This is a genomic window from Nocardia albiluteola (genome assembly GCF_018860155.1).
In the GTDB taxonomy this organism is placed as follows: Bacteria; Actinomycetota; Actinomycetes; order Mycobacteriales; family Mycobacteriaceae; genus Nocardia; species Nocardia albiluteola.
Genome location: NZ_JAHKNI010000001.1, coordinates 1073308 through 1092864, shown reverse-complemented (window position 1 = coordinate 1092864; position 19557 = coordinate 1073308). Strand labels below are relative to the sequence as shown.

Sequence of the window (19557 nt, the reverse complement as noted above, 5' to 3'; positions counted from 1 at the left end):
CGATTTCCGAGCGGGGGCGAAATGCGAAGCGCCCCGGACGCAGAGCGTTCCGGGGCGCACAAGAAACATCGCAAACCTCGCGGCTCGCGGCTTCCCGACCTCGGCTCTCCCTGCGTGGGCCGCCAGCGAAATTCGCCGAACCTTCGACTGCCTGCAACTCTCACGAGCTGCGAACAGCGACCAACGGTCTTCGGTAGAACGATTGGGGGTGATCGCTGAACTAGCCAACGACCGTCGTCCAGGATAGCTGAAGGTGCCCTCATCTGCCAAAACGGGGTGCATCGCACTCCTCGTCCCGGGCGGGCCACCCCCCGCGGTCGGCGTGAAACACGAAGGGCCGGTACGAAATTCGTACCGGCCCTTCGAAGTCCTACTGCTACGCGTCCTCTTCGGTGAGGTTGCGGGTGCGGTTCGGGTCCACCGGGATGCCCGGGCCGGTGTTCGTCGAAACCGTCACCTTCTTGACGTAGCGGCCCTTCGCGGTGGAGGGCTTCACGCGCAGGATCTCCTCGAGCGCGGCGCCGTAGTTCTCCACCAGCTTGGTGTCGTCGAAGGATGCCTTGCCGATCACGAAGTGCAGGTTGGCCTGCTTGTCGACGCGGAAGTTGATCTTGCCGCCCTTGATTTCGTTGACGGCCTTGGTCACATCGGGGGTGACCGTGCCCGTCTTCGGGTTCGGCATCAGGCCACGCGGGCCCAGCACGCGGGCGATGCGGCCGACCTTGGCCATCTGGTCCGGGGTGGCGATCGCGGCGTCGAAGTCCAGCCAGCCGCCCTGGATGCGCTCGATCAGATCCTCGGCACCCACGGCGTCCGCACCGGCGGCCTCGGCCTCGGCGGCCTTGTCGCCGACCGCGAACACGATGACGCGGGCGGTCTTACCGGTGCCGTGGGGCAGGTTGACGGTGCCGCGGACCATCTGGTCGGCCTTGCGCGGGTCGACACCCAGGCGCACGGCGACCTCGACGGTGGCGTCGGTCTTCGTGGTGGCGGTCTCCTTGGCCAGCCGCGCGGCGGCCAGCGGGGAGTACAGCTGCGACTGGTCGACCTTGGCAGCCGCCTCGAGATAAGCCTTGCTTCGTTTTGCCATGATTGTCTGTCCTGTTCTGGAGTCAGAAGTGGTAGCGGGACTGGCCGTCCCTCCCACCGAGCCGGGAGGCTCTTAGTCGGCGACGGTGATACCCATCGAGCGAGCGGTGCCCGCGATGATCTTCGCCGCCTGATCGATGTCCTTGGCGTTCAGATCTTCCTGCTTGGTCTTGGCGATCTCCCGGATCTGATCCATGGTGACCTTGGCGACCTTGGTCTTGTGCGGCTCGGCCGAACCCTTCGGCACACCGGCGGCCTTGAGCAGCAACTGGGCGGCGGGCGGGGTCTTCAGCTTGAAGTCGAACGAGCGATCCTCGTAGACCGTGATCTCGACCGGGATGACGTTGCCGCGCTGCGACTCGGTCGCGGCGTTGTACGCCTTGCAGAACTCCATGATGTTGACGCCGTGCTGACCCAGCGCGGGACCAACCGGCGGGGCGGGGTTCGCCGCGCCGGCCTTGATCTGGAGCTTGATGAGCCCAGCGACCTTCTTCTTCTTGGGGGGCATCTTTCTTCCTTGGTTAGGTTTCTTACGGATTCCCGTAAGCCTTTTCCGGACCGCGCCCCGGCATTATCGACCGCACGAGAAATACGGTCGGCCGAGGCGCAACCCAGCAAGTGTAGTCGAGCGACGTCGGGGGCCGTAAATCGCCCCCGACCGCCCTAGATCTTCGCGACCTGAGTGAACGCGAGCTCGACCGGGGTCTCACGGCCGAAGATCGAGACCAGCACCTTGAGCTTCTGCTGCTCGGCGTTGACCTCGGAGATGCTGGCCGGCAGCGTGGCGAACGGGCCGTCCATCACGGTCACCGACTCGCCGACCTCGAAGTCGACCTCGATGGTCGGCTTGATCAGAGTTTCGGTGGCGGTCTCCGCGGCGGCGGCGCCGGCGGCGGCTGCTGCGGGCTTCTTCTGCTGCTGGTCGGCGGGGACCAGGAACTTCACCACGTCGTCGATGGACAGCGGCGAGGGGCGCGAGGTGGCACCGACGAATCCGGTGACACCCGGGGTGTTGCGCACCGCGCCCCACGACTCGTCGTTCAGTTCCATGCGGACCAGGATGTAGCCCGGCAGCACCTTGCGCTGCACGTTCTTGCGCTGGCCGTTCTTGATCTCGGTGACCTGCTCGGTCGGGACCTCGACCTGGAAGATGTAGTCCTCGAGTCCGAGGTTCTGCACGCGGGTCTCGAGGTTGGCCTTCACCTTGTTCTCGTAACCGGCGTACGAGTGGATGACGTACCAGTCGCCGGGCGCGCGGCGCAGCGCCGACTTCATCGCGGCGACCGGATCGATCTCCTCGTCGTCGGACGCGGCGGGTGCCTCCTGCGGCGCGGGCTCCGCGATCGGCGCCGCATCCTCGGACTCCTCGACGTCGGCCGCGGCGAACTCCTCCGCCACGTCCTCGACCGGGAATTCCTCGGTTGTGCCGTTCTCCGGGGTGCTCACTGGGGCACTCGCTTCCTGTGTCGTCACTAACTTCCTCTGCGTGGCCGGCGGTTACCGCCTGGCGCCGAGGCGTCAGCTAGCCGAACAGCCAGCTGACACCCTTGATGAACGCCAGATCCAACCCTGCGATGAACGCGACCGTGAAGATCACGAACACCAAGACCACAGTCGTATAGGTGACCATCTGCTTGCGGTTGGGCCAAATGACCTTGCGCAGCTCCTGGATGACCTCTTTCAGGAACTTCACCAGGCGCTTGAGCGGATTGCCCTTACCCTTCGCGGCGTTCTTCTTGCCGGACGGCTTGGCGGACTTCCGCGATGCCGCGGCATCACGGGAACGATCCCGCTCGATCGTGGCGACCGAGCCGTTCTCGTGATCCGACGATGCGGTACGAGCCCGCCGAGACGACCGCTTGCCGCTCGGACGACTCACCGCGGCGGTGTCATCGTCATCGGACACGTCGATCCTCTCTACGCTTCGTCGCTGGCATTCTCGCACTTTCGAGCGACCTGCAAACAGTCGCTACGGGTGCAGGGGCGACAGGACTTGAACCTGCAACCTGCGGTTTTGGAGACCGCTGCTCTGCCAATTGAGCTACGCCCCTTCGGCTGGATCTGTACTTTCCAGCACCGTGCTATTCAGTTGTACCCGGGTGACCACACAACACGCGCGCCGCCCCTGCGGTTTGCCAGCTCCGGCGAAAGTCGCCCGGAACCAGCCCCTTTCAGAGCAGCGCGCAGCGGCTGGTGACCCCAGAGTCCCGAGTGTACGGTACGCCCCCGCGCACCGCCAATCCGGCCCCTGGGCAGCACCTACGCCAGCTGAACGGTTGCCGTGGCCCGCCCGAAGATCTTCTTGCCCTCGAACCGCGCGGTGATCGCGACGACGGCGGTGCGGGTCTCGGGGTCGACCGACTTGACCTTGCCGGTGTACTCGACCTCGGCAGGCTTGTCCGGGGACACGTAGACCGGGCTGGTGAACCGGACGTTGTACTCCTTGATCGCGCCCGGATCGCCCAGCCACGAGGTCACGAAGCCACCGCCCAGGCCCATGGTGAGCATGCCGTGCGCGACGACGTTGTCCAGATCGGCGAGCTTGACCATCTCGTCGCTCCAGTGGATCGGGTTCGCGTCGCCGGACACACCGGCGTAGTTCACCAGATCGCCGCGCGTGAGGCGCACGAGACGGGCCGGCAGCTCGGCGCCCAGCACGACGTCCTCGAAGCGCAGCGCGCGCCTGCTCGGCGCGATCCTCGGGACGGTGGCGACCCGCCTGGGCGGCTCGGAGCCCGGCGGCGTGGTGCGCGGATGAGTTCCGGGCGCCTCCTCGCCGATGCCGTGCATCAGCACGTTGCGCACGGCCTTGTCGATGTTCGGGTCGATATCGCCGCCGCTGCGCCCGACCAGGGTGGTGTAGGTGGTCAGGACCAGCTCGTCGCGCGAGGTGACGATGTTCTTGGTGACGATGATGTCGCCGCCGAAGGCCTGCCGGAACGAGTGCAGGTACACATCGCAGATCAGCTGATCGCCGACCCGGATCGGGCGGTGGAATTCCAGGATCTGGTCGGTCTGCATGATCTGACTCAGGTCGTAACCCGTGACGACCTGCTCGAACAGCTTGCGCTGGGCCAGAATTCCGACCAGGGAGATGAAGGTCACCGGGGCCAGCAGCCCGTCGTAGCCGAATTCGGCCGCGACATCCTCGTCCCAGTGCGCCGGGTGGTAGTCCTGCACGGCGCGCGCGTACTCGCGCACCTTCTCGCGGCCGACCTCGTAGTAGTCGTCGACGCGATAGTGGTGCCCGACCATAGCCAGCGCATGGGCGGCCGGATCGGAACCTTGCGCCGGTGCGACGGTTTCGATTTCGGAGATTGTCACGAAAGCTGTCCCTATCTGACCCCGCTACCGGGATCGGCCGGAGCGCTGACTGCCGGGTGAGACGCCAAATGCCGGAGCGGGTTAAACCCTGCTCCGGCAATGAAGGCTGATTCTGACAGCGACGTACTCCGGGACCCGGCGGTAACGCAAGCTTCCCTCCCGGTCCGTCAGTGACGTCGCGCGCGGCAGCAGCACGCGTGGAGTACTAGCGAGATTCGCGGTGGGCCCGGTGGGTGCCGCAGTTCGGGCAGAACTTCTTCAGCTCCAGCCGATCCGGGTCGTTACGCCGGTTCTTCTTGGTGATGTAGTTACGGTGCTTGCACTGCTCGCAGGCCAAGGTGATCTTTGGCCGGACATCAGTGGACTTCGCGGCCACGATATGCCTTCTTTCGGGTCAACCTGACGGAGGTTTCGGTCTTTGTAGCGATGGCCGGACTTGAACCGGCGACACAACGATTATGAGTCGTTTGCTCTACCGACTGAGCTACACCGCCATAGGGTCGGCTTGCGATGGTGCCGGGGCCCTATGAGATGCCGTCGGCCACCACCGGCAATCCGGCGAGCCCCCTAACGGAATCGAACCGTTGACCTTTTCCTTACCATGGAAACGCTCTGCCGACTGAGCTAAGGGGGCATGACTACCTGCGCTCCTGATTGCGATCGCTCGCACCCGGGGCGCCGAAGCCTTGAACGAGGTTACACACTCCACCCCGATCTCACCAAACCGTGAGGTCAAGCCGGGTTTCCGCGCTCATCGCCGCGGGCGCGGGGCCCGCGAACGAACGAACCCCCATGGAGTGATTCCACGGGGGTTCGGTTGTGGCGGATGAAGGATTCGAACCTCCGAAGCTTGCGCGGCTGATTTACAGTCAGCTCCCTTTGGCCGCTCGGGCAATCCGCCAAAACACGCTCTTCAGCGCGCTGAGCAGAATACAACGACGGCACCCCGTCTACGCAAACTGGCTGGTGGCAGGGGTACTGTCAGGCCTCCCACAGCCGATTCGCCGCGCCGGAGAGCGACGGCGACACCGCGACCGAAGACGCTGGCGCCGCACCCCCGCGCGCCAGTAGCGTCGGAGCAGAACCCCAGCGAGACAGGAGCACAGTGTGGCCGATTCCTCATTCGATGTCGTCAGCAAGGTCGATCACCAGGAGGTCGACAATGCCCTCAACCAGGCAGCCAAGGAGCTGACGACCCGCTACGACTTCCGCGGCACCGGCGCGAGCATCGAATGGTCGGGCGAGGAGAAGATCGTGCTGTCCGCCGAGTCCGAAGACCGGGTCAAGGCCGCGTTGGATGTGTTCAAGGAGAAGCTCATCCGCCGCGACATCTCCCTGAAGGCCTTCGACGCGGGCGACCCGCAGGCCTCGGGCAAGGTGTACAAGATCACAGGTTCACTGGTGCAGGGCATCTCCACCGAGAACGCGAAGAAGATCTCCAAGAAGATCCGCGACGAGGGCCCCAAGGGCGTCAAGGCCCAGATCCAGGGCGAGGAACTGCGCGTGAGCAGCAAGAAGCGCGACGACCTGCAGGCCGTGATCGCCCTGCTGAAGAACACCGACCTCGATATTGCCCTGCAGTTCGTGAACTACCGCTAGCGCCGCGGGCCGCCCGCCATGGCCTCCAGGCGGGCGATGCGGTCCGCCATCGGCGGGTGGGTGGAGAACCAGCGGGCCATGCGGTCACCGGCCCGGAACGGGTTGGCGATCATCAGGTGCGACTGCGCGGTCAGCTGCGGCTCCGGTGGCAGCGGGGCCGCGGCCACGCCGCGCTCGAGCTTGCGCAGCGCCGAGGCCAGGGCCAGCGGGTCGCCGGTGAGCGCGGCGCCGTCCTGGTCGGCCTGGTACTCCCGCGAGCGCGAGACGGCCAGCTTGATCAGCGAGGCCGCGATCGGACCGAGCAGCGAAACCAGCAGCACGCCAATGATATTCGGGCCCTCGTCGCGATCGCTGCCGCCGCCGAACATGCCCGCGAAGAAGGCCAGATTGGCCAGGCCGGAGATCACCGCGGCCAGCGCTCCGGCCACCGAGGAGATCAGGATGTCGCGGTTGTACACGTGCGACAGCTCGTGCCCCAGCACCGCGCGCAGCTCGCGCTCGTCCAAGATCTGCAGGATGCCGCTGGTGCAGCAGACCGCGGCGTGGCGCGGGTTGCGGCCGGTGGCGAAGGCGTTCGGGGCCGCGGTCGGACTGATGTAGAGCCGGGGCATCGGCTGGCGCGCGGCAGTGGCCAGCTCGCGCACGATCCGGTAGATCACCGGCGCCTCGAGCTCGGACACCGGCTGGGCGTGCATGGCCTTCAAGGCGAGCCGATCGCTGCTGAAATAGGCGTAGGCGTTCATTCCGACGGCCAGCACGATCGCGACGACCAGGATCGCCGGGTTGTGGAACAGCGCGCCGATCAGCACGATCAGCGCCGACATGCCGACCATGAGCCCGAAGGTCTTCAGGCCGTTCGCGTACCCACCGTGCATCTGTCCCCGACCGCCTCTCCACGCCCCGTTCGACTATTACACCAGGTCAACGTAGGAAGCAGCAGAAAAGGTTCCGGCTCCCCCGCCTCCCCGGAACTTCAGCGTGCCGTTGCTTGCCCGGAGACTTGCTCGTCGGGCCCGCGGATGAGGGCCCGCTTCAGGTGGGCCCGTCCCCGGCGAGTTACCCATGTGCACAGGAAATCAGTTGTCACGGTGGCATCGCGCAGGAGAGTGCAGCGAGATTCGAGTCGGCGGCGAACCTATCCGACGCGTTCGATGGTGTAGCGGACCAGGCGCTCCAAAGCCTCGTTCGCGGGGCCGGACGGCAGGGCCGAGAGCTCGGCGTGCGCGATGTCCGCATAGCCCTGCAGCTTCTCCTTGGCCAGCACCATGCCGCGCGAGCGCGAGAGCAGATCCAGGGCCTCGGTGACCTCGTCGTCGGACTCGAGTGGATGCGCCAGGAGCTTGCGCAGGCGGTCGCCCTCGGCGCCCTCGTCGCGCAGCGCGTACAGCACCGGCAGGGTGTGCACGCCCTCGCGCAGATCGGTGCCCGGGGTCTTGCCGGACTGCTCGGACGCCGAGGAGATGTCGATGATGTCGTCGGAGATCTGGAAGGCCGTGCCGACCGCGTCGCCCAGGCGAGCCAGCCGCTCCACGTGGTCGCGATCGCCGCCGGAGAACGTGCCGCCGAACCGGCCCGAGGCCGCGATCAGCGATCCGGTCTTCTCCCACACCACCCGCAGGTAGTGCTCGACGGGATCCTGGGATTGCTTGGCGCCCAGCGTCTCTCGCATCTGCCCGGTGACGAGCTCGGCGAAGGTCTCGGCAATGATCCGCACCGCGTCCGGGCCCAGGGTGGACACCAGCCGGGAGGCGTGCGCGAACAGGTAGTCGCCGGACAGAATGGCGACGCTGTTGCCCCAGCGCGAGTTCACGCTCACCGCGCCGCGGCGCATCGGCGCCTCGTCCATCACGTCGTCGTGGTACAGCGTGGCGAGGTGGACGAGCTCGATGACGGTGCCTGCGGTGATCAGATCGGGATCGGCCGGGCGCGGGCCCAACTGCCCGGTGAGGATGGTGAACAGCGGCCGGAACCGCTTACCGCCGGCGCGCGCGAGGTGCAGCGCCGCCTCCTGAAGAAATTCCTCCCCGTCGGACAGTTCGGCGATCAGTAGCTTCTCGACCTCGGCCAGGCCGTTGCGCACGGTCGAAGCGAGCTCGGGTTCACCGAGGTCGACCCCGGCAACCACCGTGCTCTCGTCCCTAGCCGTCATCATCTCTCCCACTGCCGCGTCTGTCCCCACACCCCAAGAACCTAGCCTGTCGGGTCTCCGGCTCCCATGAACACCGTCACAACATCGCCAATGTGGGACGAATCAGACACTCGAGCACGTGTCGGAGCAGGTCGGCGCAGCACCCGTCCGCACCCCGGGGCGCCGCACCCGAACAGCCCCGAACCCACGGCGCGATCGTGGCCACGGCCGCCGAATCGACCGTCTCGCAGGCGCGGCGAGGCCCGGGCCCGGCCCCGCCGCACCGCGGCCCGAGAGGTCGCCGCGCCGGCGGCCCGGCGACGCGCCGAACCACATCGGGACCGAGCGCCGCGATGGGCGGCCGTGCCCGCCGCGTCGACACCGTCCGAACGGGACTGCCAGTATTGAGCGCATGGGTTCACCCGACGCCTCACCGCTCCCGCCCGAACACGCCGGCGACGTTCGCGAGGCGCCGAGCGATGCCGCCGCGTCCCCGGACGCACCCGGGCGCGGCGCCCGGCGCCCCCCGGCACATGCCGACGTGCTGATCGTGGGCGCGGGCCCCGCGGGTTCGGCGGCTGCCGCGTGGGCAGCCAAGTCCGGGCGCGATGTGCTGCTCACCGATGCCGCGGTCTTCCCGCGCGACAAGACCTGCGGCGACGGGCTGACCCCGCGCGCCACCGCGGAGATGGAGCATCTCGGCCTGGGCGAGTGGCTGCGGGCGCACACGGTCAATCGCGGGCTGCGGATGGCCGGGTTCGGCCGCGAAGCGCTGCTGCCGTGGCCGGGCGGGTCGTTCCCGGCGTACGGAAGCGCGGTGCCGCGCATGGAACTCGATGACAAGCTGCGCGAGACGGCCGTGAAGTGGGGCGCGCGGATGGCCGAGGGAACGCGCGTGGTGGACGTGGCCCGCGACGGAGACCGGGTCACCGGGGTGAGCGTGAAGACCGGCGACGGTGTGCACGAGATCACCTGCCGCACACTGATCGTCGCCGACGGCGTGCGCTCGCCGGTCGGAAAGCTACTGGGCCGCACCTGGCATCGGCGTTACGCGTACGGCGTCGCCGCCCGGGCTTACATGACCTCGGCGCGCAGCGACGACGAATGGATCACCTCGCATCTGGAGCTGCGCGATGCCGAGGGCACGCTGGTGCCCGGGTACGGCTGGGTGTTCCCGCTCGGCAATGGCGAGGTGAACATCGGCGTCGGCTCCCTGGCCACCGAGGCGCGGCCCTCGCACATCTCACTGAAACCGCTGCTGCAACATTATATTTCGCAGCGAAGCGCGGAATGGGAGTTCCAGGGTTCGGCCCGCGCGGTGGCCTCGGCGCTGCTGCCGATGGGCGGCGCGGTCTCGAATGTGGCCGGGCGCAACTGGGCGCTGGTGGGCGACGCCGCGGGCTGCGTGAACCCGCTCAACGGCGAGGGCATCGACTACGGCCTCGAGGGCGGGCATCTGCTCGCCGCACTGCTCGACGAGCCGGATCTGACGACGCTGTGGCCGGATCTGCTGCGGGCCCGCTACGGCCGCACCTTCTCCGTCGCCCGCCGGATCGCCGGTATGGCCACCCACCCGCGCATGGTGCCGACCGGCGGGCCGCCGATGATGCGCTCGAAGCTGTTGCAGCACACCGCTGTTCGCGTTATGGGGAATCTGGTCACCGAGGAGGACGCGGATCTCACCGCCCGCCTGTGGCGCGCGGCGGGCAGGACCTCGATGCGATTCGACGAACTCGTGCCGTTCAGCTGATGAACGCGCCCCGCCGAGCCCCCGACAGTCGATGCCGCACCGTAGCGGCCGCGCGGAGACCGGCCGGAGCAGCCGGGCCGGGCCGCATCGCACGGTCGTCGCCGATGCGCCCCGGGCGATGCGCCGACCACGGGACGGAGCCGGGCACTCACTCAGGCCAACGCCGAACGCAGGCCAGGTACCCCGGTGAGTAAACGCACCGAAGGAGGGTCGCGGCGCGAGCGGACGCAGGTTCCCGAGAACCTGCTTCCGCACCTGAGGCGGGCCAAGGACCTGGCCGATCGTCATTACTCCGAGCCCCTCGACCTGGACGGGCTCGCGGCGGAAGCAGGGGTGTCGAAGTATCACTTCCTGCGGTGCTTCGCGGCGACCTACGGCAAGACACCGGCGCTGTACCTGGCCGAGCGGCGCATCGAGCGGGCGCAGGACCTGCTGCGGGCGACCAACGTCACGGTCACCGAGGCGTGCATGCTGGTCGGGTACACCAGCCTGGGGTCGTTCAGCCGCAAGTTCACCGAGCTGGTCGGCATGTCCCCGTCGGCGTATCAGGCGAAGTTCGTTGCCGAGGGGGCGCCGCATATCCCCGGCTGCTACGTGTTCATGCACGGACTGTCCGATCGCCTCTGATTTCCCGCAATTTCGGAGAAGCGCGGCCGGAACGCGGTCTCATAGCCTTGTCATATGACGACGATCACAAACATCTCCCTGGTCACCGTGTTCGTGACCGATCAGACCGAGTCCAAGAACTGGTACGTCGAGAAGCTGGGCTTCGTCGAGACGGCCGATGTCACCATGGGCGAGAACGGATTCCGCTGGGTGACGGTCGCCCATCCGGACCACATGGAGCTGAATATCACCCTCATGGTGCCCGGGCCGCCGCTCGACGAGACACTGGCCGAGGCGATTCGCCGCTCGCTGGCCAATGGCACGCACGGGGCGCTGGGGCTGCAGACCGACGACTGCCGCAAGAGCTACGAGGAGCTCACCGCCAAGGGCGTGGAATTCGTGCAGCCACCGTCGGATCGGCCCTACGGGGTGGAGGCGATCATGCGGGACAATTCCGGGAACTGGCTGGTCCTGGTCCAGCAGAAGCCGTACGAAGGGGGCGATTTCGGTCCGGGCGCGCAATAGCGCCCCGCGGCACGGCGGCGAGACCTTGCGCGCGAGCCGCGAATTCGGCTCACGCGCAAGGCATTCGTCGGATTCGGGCTAGGCCTCGGCCTTGGCGGCCAGCCACTTCTCGATGAACTTGTGCTCGCTCTCGACCACCCGATGCTGCAGCTGCTCGGCTATCGTTTCGATGGCCCCGCCCACCAGCGGCACCTTGACCGAGACGGTGCCGGCCACCTCGATCTGCGAACCCTCCGCGGTCGAACGCATTTCGTAGGTGCCCGACATGGCGCTGGTGATGCCCTGGGAGGACCCGGTGAATTCACCCCGGGCCACGTCACCCTCGAGCGGGCCCCAGTCGTCGGTGCGCTCGAGCACCAGATCGTTCTTGAGGACCTTGCGCACGAGCGCGGGAATCTTTTCCGGCCTTGCCTTTTCGCTCATGTGAATGCGGATGGTGCCGGGACCGGCGGGATGGGTCAGATCCAGGGTGGCGGTCTGCGCGCCGGAGAAGCGCGACTGCCACAGCTCGTCATTGGTGAACGCCCGGTGGAGCTCCTCGACCGGGACACTGTAAGACACGGTGAAGCTGAATTTTCGGGACATGGACGCAACGCTATCGGACCGATGCAATAGCCTGAAGCGGTGTCGGAAGCCAGCCAGTCTGATCACCGGCGTTCGATCCGCCTGCGGCGGACCCGGATCGGTGTCCTCGTCACCGCGACGGCGCTGAGTGTGCTGGCGGTGCTACTGGTGCTGGCGGCCTGGCGCGACGATATGACGATCAATTCGGATATGGGTGCGACCAGCGCCGAGGTGCTCTCGGCCGGGCGGCTGCGCTCCGCAGTGACTTTCGTCACCCCCGACGGCGTGACGCACAACCCTCGCCTCGGCATCCTGTATCCGACCAAGCTGACGGTGGGCGAGCACATCAACGTCGAGTATCAGCGCGCCGATCCGGATCTGGTACGGGTGGCCGGGCGCGATGCGCGGGTCGCGATCGTCCCGGCGCTGTCGGTGATCGTGGTGGTGTGGGCTGTCGCGCTGCCGATCCTGTGGTTGCTACGCCGCATGCGCCTGCGCGGGCCGCGCACGGCGGACAAGACCCCGCAATCGGCCTGAGTTCGCCCACCGAGCCGGTGGGGAGCAGCAGCGAACGGAAATGTTCGCTCGAACTTCGTATCCATGTCATGTGTGCGTGACGGCCTCGCGCCGCGCGTTGATCACACTCGAAGTGTGCGCGTAGCGATCGTCTCGGAGTCGTTTCTCCCGAATATGAACGGCGTCGTGAACTCCGTGCTGCAGGTGCTGGGGCATCTGGACCGGCACGGTCACGACGCGCTGATCATTGCCCCCGACACCCCGCGCGGGCAGCCGTCGGCCCCCCGCATCCATGGCCGCTTTCCGGTGCTGCGGGTGCCGGCGGTGATGGTGCCCAAGATCAGCTCACTGCCGGTCGGGCTGCCGCAGCCGGGCATCACCGCCGCGATCGAGCGATTCGATGCCGACGTCGTCCACCTGGCCTCGCCGTTCCTGCTGGGGGCGGGCGGCATGGCCGCGGCGCTGCGGCTGGATCTGCCCGCGGTGGCGGTGTACCAGACCGATGTCGCCGGCTTCGCACAGAGCTACGGCCTGGGTCCCGCGCGGCGCGCGGCATGGGCCTGGACCCGCAAGATTCACGAGCGCGCGGCGCGCACCCTGGCACCCTCCTCGGCGGCCGTGGAAGATCTTGCGCGGCACGGGATTCCCCGGGTGCACCGGTGGGCGCGCGGGGTGGATCTGGCCCGCTTCGACCCCGCGGCGCGAGATGCGGAGCTGCACGCGGACTGGTCGGCGGAGCGCAAGCTGGTGGTCGGCTTCGTCGGCCGGTTGGCGCCGGAGAAGCACGTGGAGCGGCTCGCGGTGCTGGACGCCGACCCGGATGTGCAGCTGGTCATCGTGGGTGACGGTCCACAGCGCGACGCGCTGGCCCGGCTGATGCCCTCGGCCGTCTTCACTGGCGAACTGGGCGGCCAGGAGCTGGCCCGGGCGTATGCCAGCCTCGATGTGATGGTGCACGCCGGGGAGCACGAGACGTTCTGTCAGGGTGTGCAGGAGGCCCTGGCCAGCGGGGTGCCGGTGATCGGCCCCGCCGCGGGCGGTCCGCGCGATCTGATCTCGCACTGCCGCAACGGATATCTGCTGCCGGTAGATCGCTTCAGCGAACTGCTGCCCAGTGCCGTTGCCTCCCTGCAGGATCCGGCGCATCGGTCCAAATTCGCCGCCGCCGCACGCAAATCGGTCCAGCACCGGACCTGGCCCGCCATCTGCACCGAGCTGATGGGGCACTACGCGGACGTCATCGGGAGCTCGGGGCAGATCTCCCGCACCGCCTGAGGTGATGCCGTCGCCGTGCGGTCCGCCCGGACGATAGTCGCCTGACCAGGGCTTTTCCGTACACTGTCAGTCGCCGACAATCTCGCGGGCTGGCTGTCGGTGAACTGTCGGTGAGCTGTCAGCGACGCCCGACAAAGTCATTGCCATACCGGATGCACGAGGAACCGGAAACCCCCGGATCGTGCAGGAACTTGGAAGGCAAAGACCATGTCGAACACCGCACACACCGACGCCGCACTCTCCGACTTCGTCGCCCGCACCGCCACCGAATACAACATTCCCGGCGTATCGGTCGGCATCTGGGCCGACGGCCGGGAGATCTTCGCCGCGCACGGCGTGACCAGCATCGAGAACCCGCTGCCGGTCACCGAGAACACGCTGTTCTGCCTGGGCTCGATCGCCAAGACGTTCACCTCGACCACCGTGATGCACCTGGTCGCGCAGGGCAAGATCGACCTGGACGCGCCGGTGCGCCGCTACGTGCCCGAGCTGGTGCTTGCCGATGCGCGGGCCGCCGCGACGATGACGGTGAAGAACCTGCTCAACCACACCTCCGGGCTGGGTGTCCGGCTGGTCGTGGAGACCGGCGACGGCGACGACGCGCTGGCCGGATTCGTGGCCCGGATGCCGGAGCTGGAGCAGATCGCGCCGGTCGGCGAGCGCGCCTCCTACAGCCAGGCCGCGTACAACCTGCTCGGCCGGGTCGTGGAGAAGGTCACCGGGCTGACCTTCGAGGAGGCCGTGCGCACCCTCGCGCTGGAGCCCGCCGGCCTGCGGCAGACCTTCTACTCGCTCGATCACGTCATCAGCCGGCGCTTCGCCGTGGGGCACAACCCGGGTGAGCAGGAGGGCGAGCTGGTCGTGGCCCGGCAGTGGAAGGACACCCGCGGCAACAACCCGGGCGGCGACATCGCCTCCACCGCCACCGATCTCCTGCGCTGGGGGCGTATGCATCTGCGCAACGGGCGCAACGACGACGGCGTGCAGGCACTGCCCGCGAAAGAGCTGGAGCTGATGAAGCAGCAGACCGTCGAGCTCGTCGGCAGCTCGCTCGGCGACGGGTTCGGCCTGTGCTGGTTCCTGCGCGACATCCCCGCCACCGACGACGGCGGCCCGGTCCGCACCGTCGCACACGGCGGCTCGACCAACGGCCAGTTCGCGGACCTACTGCTGGTGCCCGAGCGCAACTTCGCGATCGCCGTGATGTCCAACGGCCCGGACAGCATCGCCTGCGACCAGGCCATCATCCGCTGGGCGCTCGAGCACTATTTGGGCGTGATCGACCGCGATCCCGAGCCGCTGCCCTACGACGCGGAATCCGATCAGCAGTACGTCGGGCATTACGAGGTCGACGTGATGGACCTGGACATCACCGTCGGCGAGTCCGGCCTGCTGCTGAAGGTCACGCTCAAGCCCGAGATCCGCGCCGCGTCGGAGAAGGAGATCCCGGCGGACTACCCGGCCTTCGAGTTCGGCCTGCTGCCGGGCGAGGGCGAGAACTACATCATCACCAGCGGGGCATTCGTCGGCCAGCGCGGCTTCTTCAGCCGCGCCGAGTCGGGCGCGATCAAGGGCGTCGACCTCGCGGGCCGCATCTTCACCCGGATCGCCGATTGATCAAACCCCACAACTTCACACGCGAAATGCACCGGCTGGCCGAATGTTTCGGACGGCCGGTGCTTTGCGATGGTTCGACCGTCGGTGATCGCCAGTGAAGGACGGCGAATTGCGCGGGGCGACCCGTTAATTCGGCCAGGCAGCGCCGGAAATCAGACCGTGGCAGATCATTTCCGCGCCTATATGCGGCCAGTCGGACATCTGGGGTCGCGATCGAGAGCGCCCGAGTCAATGCGTAGGACAGTGGACTACGCGGCCCGACCTCTCAATTCGGCAGGCAGCGCCGGGCGTCGGTTCATGGCAGATCTTTTCCGCACCGTAGGCGGCCACGCGGGCGAGACGTCGGCGGTCACGATCGAGAGCCCTCGAGTCAATGCATAGGACAGTGGACTTACGCGGGCCAACTCGTTGAGTCGGCAGGGCGGCGCCGGGCATCGATTCTGCGTAGGACAGTGGATTACGCAGATTGATCCGTCATTTCGGCCAGTCTGCGCAAAGCCTTGGCCCTGGGTAGATCTCTTCCGCGGCCGTAGGCGGCACTGTAGTCGGTGTCGTCGAGTTTCCCTCCGAGTGTGGAGAGCAGGGCGCGCAGGCCCGGGTCGCCGTCGTCGAATCGGCCGCGGATCGCCTCGCTCATGCCCAGGGCGACTGCCGCGTTCTCCGGATCCTTCTCCAGCGCAAGCAGTTCGGCCACCTGCTCGGCGGCCTGCGCGAGTGCTTCGGCGTGCCCCTGGGCGAAGGAACCTCGGGCCGCGCGCGGCAGGAGTTCGCGGGCGCCGGCAGCGTCGCGTTGCGCCAGGCGGATCGCCATGCGGGCGCCCGTGATCAGGTCCGCGGCGATGGTCTCGGGGTACGGCAGTCGCCGAACCTGGGTTGCCAGCAGGTCGAGAGTTTCGGCGGCCGCGGTGAAGTCGCCTCGGCGGCGGTGCAATTCGGCCAGGGGCAGCAGCAGGCCTGCGCCCAGCCGGGCCAGCCCGCGCTCGGCCGCCTCGCGCCGGGTCTCCTCGATGTCCGCCGCGGCGCGGTCGTTGTCGCCGCCGCGCATCCGCTCACGCACCGTCGCGGTGCGGGCCTCGGTGATGTCGTCCTCGGTGCCGAGTTCGGCGGCCACCCGCGCCGCGCGTTCGAATAACGCGGTGGCGGCGGCGTGATCGCCATGGAGCGAATGGTCCCGGCCGATTGCGAGCAGGGCCATGCGCAGGCCCCAGCGATCGCCCACGATCTCGAACTCGCGTAGTGCCTCCCGCCGCGCGTGCGCGCCGACGGGCTGTTCGCCGTCCTCGGTGAGCGCGAAATCCTGCATCAGGTACACGCTGGCCCGCACCCAGGGATCGGGCCCGCTGAGTGCGCGCTCGACCTGGGCCTGCGCGAGATCGGAATTGCCGGTGCGGTACGCCAGCAGCAGCACCCACACCGGCAGGACGGGATGGTATTCCTGCGCCCGCCCGGCCAGGCAATCCTGCAGTAGTGTTCGCGCCGAATCGGATTCGAGGACCGGGCTGCCCGCCATCAGCCGCACCACGCGCAGCGCGTTGCGGTCGTCCTCGGGCAGTGCGTCGCCCGAACGGAGGGCGGCATCGACGAAGGCCTCGAACTGGCCACTCATGCCGCGAATCCCCCAATACCAGAACATCGCGGCGACGAAGCGGGACAGCAACGCGGGATCCCGCGCGACGGGCTGTGCCCGCAGCGCGGAAACCATGTTCTCGTGCTCGGCGTCGAATACCGCTATGGCGCCGAGCTGTTCGCCGGCGCGCAGCTTCGGCTCGTAGCGTTGTGCCACCGAAAGGTAGTGTGCGGCAAATCGATCCGACAGCTCGTCGCCGGACCGTTCGAGCCGGTCGGCCGCATACGCGCGGATCGTCTCCAGCATCCCGTACCGGGGCGACTCGCCGCCGGTGGACCGCACGAGGGACTTCTCGACCAGGGTGCCGGCGAGATCGAGAATATCGGCGGCGGGCAGCGAGTCGTCGGCGCAGATCGCCTCCAGCGCCTCGAGATTCGCCCCGCCCGGAAAGGCCGAGAGGCGGCGGGCCAGCGTGGCCTCGGGCTCGGTGAGCAGGTCCCAGCTCCATTCGACCAGCGCCTCGAGCGTGCGCTGCCGCGGCAGCGCGGTGCGGCTACCGGACGTGAGCAGCCGGAATCGATCGCCGAGCCGCTGGGCGATCTGCTCGACACTCATCCCCCGCAGCCGCGCCGCGGCGAGCTCGAGGGCCAGCGGTATGCCGTCGAGCTGGCGGCAGATCTCTGCGACGGGAGCCAGGGTGTGCGCATCCAGGACGAAGTCCGGGCGTACGGCGGCGGCCCGGTCGAGGAACAGCCGCACGGCCGGGTTCTGCGCCGCCTGCGCGAGATCCGCGGTGTCCGCCGGTACCTCGAGCGGACCCAGGTGGCACAGCACCTCGCCGCCGATGGCCAACGGCTCGCGGCTGGTCGCGAGGATCCGCAACAGCGGCAGCCGGTCGAGCAGTTCCTCGGCCAGCTCGGCGACCGGCTGGATCAGGTGTTCGCAGTTGTCCAGCAACAGAATTGCCGCCCCGACGTCCAGGAGCCCGGCCAGCCGGTCGATCGGGTCGGCCGCGCCCGCCGGTGCGCCGGACAGGCTGTGCAGCGCCCCCGCGACGGCGTCGGTCAGCTGCTCGGGCGCGCTCACCCCGGCCAGCGGCACGAACCAGACCCGTTCGTGGCCGGATCGGGAGATCGCCTCCAGGGACAGGCGCGTCTTCCCGGCACCGCCGGGCCCCACAATCGTCACCAGCCGCGAGTCCGCCAGTTGCGTTGCCAGACGGCGCAATTCGTCCGATCGGCCGACGAAGCTGGTCCGCTGCGCCGGGAGCCTGCGGGCAGGCGGCTCGACGCGGGCCCGCGGGCGCTCGAATTCGCCGCGCAGCAGCGCCATATGGGTCTCGCGCAGCTCGGCCGAGGGATCGATGCCCAGCTCGTCGCCGAGCCGGGCGCGGATCGCCTCGTAGGCCTCCAGGGCGCCGGCCTGACGCCCGGCCGCGGCCAGCGCACGCATCCGCAGGGCCGCCAGGCGCTCGCTCAACGGCTGCTCGGCCGCGGCCGCCTCGAGATCCGGCAGCACCTCGTCGTGGTGGCCCAGGCGCAGTTCGGCATCGAAGCGGTCCGCGGCCGCCGCCGCGCGCAGCTCGTCCAGCCGGGTGGCGGCGTCGCGCGCGAACGGCGCCTCGCGCACATCGGCCAGCGCCGGGCCCTGCCACAACCGCAGTGCGGCATCGAGATTCGCCGCCGCGGCGGTATGGTCATCCGCGGCCAGCTCGCGGCGGCCCCGGCGGACCAGGTCCTCGAAGCGCTCGGCATCGAGCTCGACGGCGCCGCCCGTGTCCCCCGGGCCCGCCCCGAGCCGGTATCCCCCGCCGACCCGCTCGACGGCACCCACCGCACCCAGCGCCCGCCGCAGCCGCGAGACGAGCGCCTGCAGCGCGCCGGGAGCCTCCGCGGGTGGATCCTCGCCCCACAGACCGTCGATCAGCGAATCCACCGAGACCGCGCGCCGATGTTCCAGCGCGAGCCGCGCCAGCAGCATCCGCAGCCGCACGCCTCCGATATCCACGACCGTCCCGTCCTCGGAACGGACCCGCACCGGCCCCAGCACACTCACCTGCACCAGAGGAATCCTCCCGGACCCGGCACCCGCGCGCCACCGCCCCCTCCCACCCGGCGCTACCCGGCACCGGGTGCGCGCTAATGTGCAGGCGTGGCGAAGACAGAGTCGTTTCGGGCCTCGTTGGACAAGCAGCCGCAGGAGGTCGCGTCGATGTTCGACGGGGTCGCTAAGCGGTACGACCTGACCAACACCGTGATCTCCGGCGGGCAGGACAGGTACTGGCGGTGGGCCACCCGCAGGGCGCTGGCGCTGCGGCCGGGCGAGCGGGTGCTCGATCTGGCGGCCGGGACGGGGGTGTCGACCCTGGAGTTCGCCAAGTCCGGCGCCTGGTGCGTGGCCGCGGACTTCTCCCGCGGCATGCTGAGCGAGGGGCGGTTCCGCCGGGTGCCGATGGTCGCCGCGGACGGCATGGCGCTGCCCTTCGCCGACGACTCGTTCGACGCGGTGACCATTTCCTATGGGCTGCGCAACATTTCCGATCCCGATCTGGCGCTGCGGGAGCTGTATCGGGTGACCAAGCCGGGCGGGCGGCTCGTGGTGGCGGAGTTCTCCACGCCGGTCTTCGGGCCGTTCCGCACCCTGTACATGGAGTACCTGATGCGGGCGCTGCCGCGGGTGGCGCGCGCGGTCAGCAGCAATCCGGACGCCTACGTCTATCTGGCCGAGTCCGTCCGCGCCTGGCCCAACCAGCCGCAGCTGGCGCTGCGGGTCGCGGACGCGGGCTGGTCCGCGGTGAAGTGGCGGAATCTGACCGGTGGCGTCGTCGCGCTACACCGGGGCTACAAGCTCGACTAGCACGCTCGCGCGCGGACTTTTGAGCACTGTTTGCGCTGCTACGACGGGTTTTCGGTGATCTCCATCACTCCTCACAGCCCGAATTCGCGGCGGTGCGGAGATTCGTCACCTGGCGATAACGTTCGGTAAATCCGGCGAAAT

The 19557-nt window shown here is 68.5% G+C and carries 18 protein-coding genes and 4 tRNA genes; 8 read left to right on the top strand and 14 right to left on the bottom strand.

Features of this window, described 5'->3' with window-relative positions; translation table 11 throughout:
- Positions 1 to 376: 376 nt before the first annotated feature.
- The 10 genes from rplA to KO481_RS04985 all read right to left on the bottom strand — a co-directional run bounded on the left by rplA (position 377) and on the right by KO481_RS04985 (position 5314).
- A complete protein-coding gene (gene rplA, locus KO481_RS05030; RefSeq protein ID WP_215915674.1) occupies positions 377 to 1090 on the bottom strand; it encodes a 50S ribosomal protein L1 in 714 nt (237 codons plus the stop codon).
- Between the two features lie 72 nt (positions 1091 to 1162).
- On the bottom strand, positions 1163 to 1597 hold the full coding sequence (rplK, locus tag KO481_RS05025) for a 50S ribosomal protein L11 (RefSeq protein ID WP_215915673.1): 435 nt from the start codon (positions 1595 to 1597) through the stop codon (positions 1163 to 1165).
- 155 nt (positions 1598 to 1752) lie between these two features.
- Positions 1753 to 2535 carry a transcription termination/antitermination protein NusG gene (gene nusG, locus KO481_RS05020; protein WP_215915672.1) on the bottom strand — a complete coding sequence of 261 codons (783 nt, stop codon included), beginning with the start codon at positions 2533 to 2535 and terminating at the stop codon, positions 1753 to 1755.
- A gap of 76 nt (positions 2536 to 2611) precedes the next feature.
- On the bottom strand, positions 2612 to 2995 hold the full coding sequence (secE, locus tag KO481_RS05015; RefSeq protein WP_308166321.1) for a preprotein translocase subunit SecE: 384 nt from the start codon (positions 2993 to 2995) through the stop codon (positions 2612 to 2614).
- A 72-nt stretch (positions 2996 to 3067) separates the two neighbouring features.
- Positions 3068 to 3140, bottom strand: a tRNA-Trp gene (locus KO481_RS05010).
- Positions 3141 to 3348: 208 nt separating this feature from the next.
- The gene (locus tag KO481_RS05005; protein ID WP_215915968.1) at positions 3349 to 4344 is read right to left on the bottom strand and encodes a fused (3R)-hydroxyacyl-ACP dehydratase subunits HadA/HadB; all 996 of its coding nucleotides are present in this window, start codon (positions 4342 to 4344) and stop codon (positions 3349 to 3351) included.
- A gap of 274 nt (positions 4345 to 4618) precedes the next feature.
- Complete coding sequence (rpmG, locus tag KO481_RS05000) at positions 4619 to 4789, bottom strand: 50S ribosomal protein L33 (protein ID WP_011211653.1); 171 nt, start codon at positions 4787 to 4789, stop codon at positions 4619 to 4621.
- 45 nt (positions 4790 to 4834) lie between these two features.
- Positions 4835 to 4907: transfer RNA gene (locus KO481_RS04995), tRNA-Met, on the bottom strand.
- Between the two features lie 67 nt (positions 4908 to 4974).
- Positions 4975 to 5047: transfer RNA gene (locus tag KO481_RS04990), tRNA-Thr, on the bottom strand.
- A gap of 186 nt (positions 5048 to 5233) precedes the next feature.
- A tRNA-Tyr gene (locus KO481_RS04985) sits at positions 5234 to 5314 on the bottom strand.
- A 206-nt stretch (positions 5315 to 5520) separates the two neighbouring features.
- Between KO481_RS04985 and KO481_RS04980 the strand changes: the two genes are divergently transcribed.
- Positions 5521 to 6012 (top strand): YajQ family cyclic di-GMP-binding protein, encoded by a 492-nt coding sequence (locus tag KO481_RS04980; protein WP_215915670.1) that lies wholly within the window; start codon positions 5521 to 5523, stop codon positions 6010 to 6012.
- Here the strand turns inward: KO481_RS04980 and htpX are convergent.
- Together htpX and KO481_RS04970 are read right to left on the bottom strand one after the other, a co-directional pair.
- Positions 6009 to 6887, bottom strand: a complete 879-nt coding sequence (gene htpX, locus KO481_RS04975; protein WP_215915669.1) for a zinc metalloprotease HtpX — start codon at positions 6885 to 6887, stop codon at positions 6009 to 6011. The genes KO481_RS04980 and htpX overlap by 4 nt on opposite strands.
- 260 nt (positions 6888 to 7147) lie before the next feature.
- Positions 7148 to 8164 (bottom strand): polyprenyl synthetase family protein, encoded by a 1017-nt coding sequence (locus tag KO481_RS04970; RefSeq protein WP_443677986.1) that lies wholly within the window; start codon positions 8162 to 8164, stop codon positions 7148 to 7150.
- A 388-nt stretch (positions 8165 to 8552) separates the two neighbouring features.
- Between KO481_RS04970 and KO481_RS04965 the strand changes: the two genes are divergently transcribed.
- The 3 genes from KO481_RS04965 to KO481_RS04955 all read left to right on the top strand — a co-directional run bounded on the left by KO481_RS04965 (position 8553) and on the right by KO481_RS04955 (position 11021).
- Entirely contained in the window at positions 8553 to 9890 is a 1338-nt protein-coding gene (locus KO481_RS04965; protein ID WP_215915667.1) for a geranylgeranyl reductase family protein, read from the top strand.
- A gap of 186 nt (positions 9891 to 10076) precedes the next feature.
- Positions 10077 to 10517, top strand: a complete 441-nt coding sequence (locus KO481_RS04960) for a helix-turn-helix transcriptional regulator (RefSeq protein WP_215915666.1) — start codon at positions 10077 to 10079, stop codon at positions 10515 to 10517.
- A gap of 54 nt (positions 10518 to 10571) precedes the next feature.
- Positions 10572 to 11021: a VOC family protein gene (locus KO481_RS04955; RefSeq protein WP_215915665.1), complete on the top strand. Its 450-nt coding sequence runs from the start codon at positions 10572 to 10574 to the stop codon at positions 11019 to 11021.
- A gap of 78 nt (positions 11022 to 11099) precedes the next feature.
- Here KO481_RS04955 and KO481_RS04950 read toward each other — a convergent pair whose 3' ends face one another.
- Complete coding sequence (locus KO481_RS04950) at positions 11100 to 11606, bottom strand: DUF2505 domain-containing protein (protein ID WP_215915664.1); 507 nt, start codon at positions 11604 to 11606, stop codon at positions 11100 to 11102.
- A gap of 39 nt (positions 11607 to 11645) precedes the next feature.
- Here KO481_RS04950 and KO481_RS04945 point away from each other — a divergent pair, with 39 nt between their 5' ends.
- From KO481_RS04945 to KO481_RS04935, 3 genes are all read left to right on the top strand, one after another.
- Entirely contained in the window at positions 11646 to 12122 is a 477-nt protein-coding gene (locus KO481_RS04945) for a DUF3592 domain-containing protein (protein WP_215915663.1), read from the top strand.
- A 114-nt stretch (positions 12123 to 12236) separates the two neighbouring features.
- Positions 12237 to 13376, top strand: a complete 1140-nt coding sequence (locus tag KO481_RS04940) for a glycosyltransferase family 4 protein (protein ID WP_215915662.1) — start codon at positions 12237 to 12239, stop codon at positions 13374 to 13376.
- A gap of 207 nt (positions 13377 to 13583) precedes the next feature.
- A complete protein-coding gene (locus KO481_RS04935; RefSeq protein WP_215915661.1) occupies positions 13584 to 14993 on the top strand; it encodes a serine hydrolase domain-containing protein in 1410 nt (469 codons plus the stop codon).
- A 457-nt stretch (positions 14994 to 15450) separates the two neighbouring features.
- Here the strand turns inward: KO481_RS04935 and KO481_RS04930 are convergent, their stop codons facing one another.
- Complete coding sequence (locus KO481_RS04930) at positions 15451 to 18621, bottom strand: AfsR/SARP family transcriptional regulator (RefSeq protein WP_215915660.1); 3171 nt, start codon at positions 18619 to 18621, stop codon at positions 15451 to 15453.
- 90 nt (positions 18622 to 18711) lie between these two features.
- Here KO481_RS04930 and KO481_RS04925 point away from each other — a divergent pair, with 90 nt between their 5' ends.
- Positions 18712 to 19416, top strand: coding sequence for a demethylmenaquinone methyltransferase (locus tag KO481_RS04925; protein WP_215915659.1), 705 nt, complete (start codon positions 18712 to 18714; stop codon positions 19414 to 19416).
- The last annotated feature ends 141 nt before the right edge of the window (positions 19417 to 19557 follow it).

Bases quoted from the DNA above. Each gene is read 5' to 3' on its own strand.
- rplK (WP_215915673.1), bottom strand. From the start codon at position 1,597: ATGCCCCCCAAGAAGAAGAAGGTCGCTGGGCTCATCAAGCTCCAGATC.
- KO481_RS04935 (WP_215915661.1), top strand. From the start codon at position 13,584: ATGTCGAACACCGCACACACCGACGCCGCACTCTCCGACTTCGTCGCC.
- rplA (WP_215915674.1), bottom strand. From the start codon at position 1,090: ATGGCAAAACGAAGCAAGGCTTATCTCGAGGCGGCTGCCAAGGTCGAC.
- KO481_RS04950 (WP_215915664.1), bottom strand. From the start codon at position 11,606: ATGTCCCGAAAATTCAGCTTCACCGTGTCTTACAGTGTCCCGGTCGAG.
- KO481_RS05005 (WP_215915968.1), bottom strand. From the start codon at position 4,344: ATGGTCGGGCACCACTATCGCGTCGACGACTACTACGAGGTCGGCCGC.
- KO481_RS04970 (WP_443677986.1), bottom strand. From the start codon at position 8,164: ATGATGACGGCTAGGGACGAGAGCACGGTGGTTGCCGGGGTCGACCTC.
- htpX (WP_215915669.1), bottom strand. From the start codon at position 6,887: ATGCACGGTGGGTACGCGAACGGCCTGAAGACCTTCGGGCTCATGGTC.
- KO481_RS04965 (WP_215915667.1), top strand. From the start codon at position 8,553: ATGGGTTCACCCGACGCCTCACCGCTCCCGCCCGAACACGCCGGCGAC.
- KO481_RS04955 (WP_215915665.1), top strand. From the start codon at position 10,572: ATGACGACGATCACAAACATCTCCCTGGTCACCGTGTTCGTGACCGAT.